Below are 1,288 nucleotides of genomic sequence, written 5' to 3' on the forward strand. Positions count from 1 at the left end.
ACTTGTAATCCTGCCGGTCTGAAGAATTGATTCAGGGCGGTGTCGCAACGCGTTGTTTTGCCGGGCTTCCTGGCGCGCAGCGGCTCGCGACAACGGCGTCGCTACTCAGCCGCCGCCGGCAGCGGCGGCGCCACGCGGCTGCGTCCTTCCCAGACCTGCGATGCGACCGCCACGACGACCGCGACCAGCATGGCCAGCGCGCCGACCACCGGCAGGCTGCGATAGCCATAGCCGGCATTGAGCATGGCCGCACCCAGCGACGCAGCGAGCGCGATGCCGACATTAAAGCCTGACGGGATGAGCGAGGAGGCGAGGTTGGAGGCGTCCGCCGTCCAGGCCAGGATGCGGGTCTGGATCGGCGCGCCGATGGCAAAGTTGAGGCCGCCCCAGATGACGATGGCAACGACCATCGGCACGGGGTAGGGGCTGACGGCATAGATGACGCCAAGCATCAGCGCCTGCAGGAACAGCATGGTGATCAGCGACGGCATCAGCTTCCAGTCGGCGAGCTTGCCGCCGAGGAAGACGCCGATGGTCGCGCCGACGCCATTGAGCAGCAGCACCCAGGGCACCAGGCTCTCATCGAGGCCGGTGACTTCGAGCAAGGTCGGGGTGATGTAGGTGAACAGGCCGAACTGGCCGATCATCAGCATGAGCATCAGGATCAGCGAGGTCCAGACCTGCTGACGTCCCAAAACGCGGACCTCGTGCGACAGGCTGGCGGGGCTGTTCGACGACCCCGCCGTGCGCGGCAACAAAGCAAGCATGGCGGCAATTGCCGCTACGCCCAGCCCGCCCATCACCCAGAAGGTGGCGCGCCAGCCCCAGAGATTGCCGATCGCGGTTCCGGCCGGCACGCCGATGACGTTGGAAACGGTGAGGCCGGACAGGATGACCGCCACCGCCATGCCGCGCTTGTCTTCCGGCACGAGGCCGACGGCAACCACCATGGCGACGCCGAAATAGGCGCCGTGCGCCACAGCCACCGCAATGCGCAAAAGCAGCATCGAGGTGAAATCTGGCGCCAGCGCGCAAGCCGCCTGGCCGATGGTGAAAGCTACTGCCAGGCCAATGAGCAGAGCCTTGCGCGAGATCCCTTTGGTGGCGAGCGCCAGCAGCGGACCGCCTATGGCGATGCCGCAGGCATAGCCGGAGACGAGGTAGCCGGCGCTGGGAATGGAGACACCAAGGCCATCGGCGACCTGCGGCAGCACGCCGGCAATGACGAACTCCGTGGTGCCGAAGGCAAAGGCGGCGATGAACAGGGCAATGAGAGGCAGCATAGCGC

1 protein-coding gene is annotated in these 1,288 nt (G+C 66.3%); it reads right to left on the bottom strand.

Annotated features, from left to right (window positions below; translation table 11 throughout):
* Positions 1 to 101 precede the first annotated feature (101 nt).
* Positions 102 to 1,283 carry an MFS transporter gene (locus EOA33_RS36100; RefSeq protein WP_126058786.1) on the bottom strand — a complete coding sequence of 394 codons (1,182 nt, stop codon included), beginning with the start codon at positions 1,281 to 1,283 and terminating at the stop codon, positions 102 to 104.
* Between the last annotated feature and the right edge of the window lie 5 nt (positions 1,284 to 1,288).

It is taken from the genome of Mesorhizobium sp. M4A.F.Ca.ET.050.02.1.1, assembly GCF_003997725.1.
GTDB lineage: Bacteria > Pseudomonadota > Alphaproteobacteria > Rhizobiales > Rhizobiaceae > Mesorhizobium.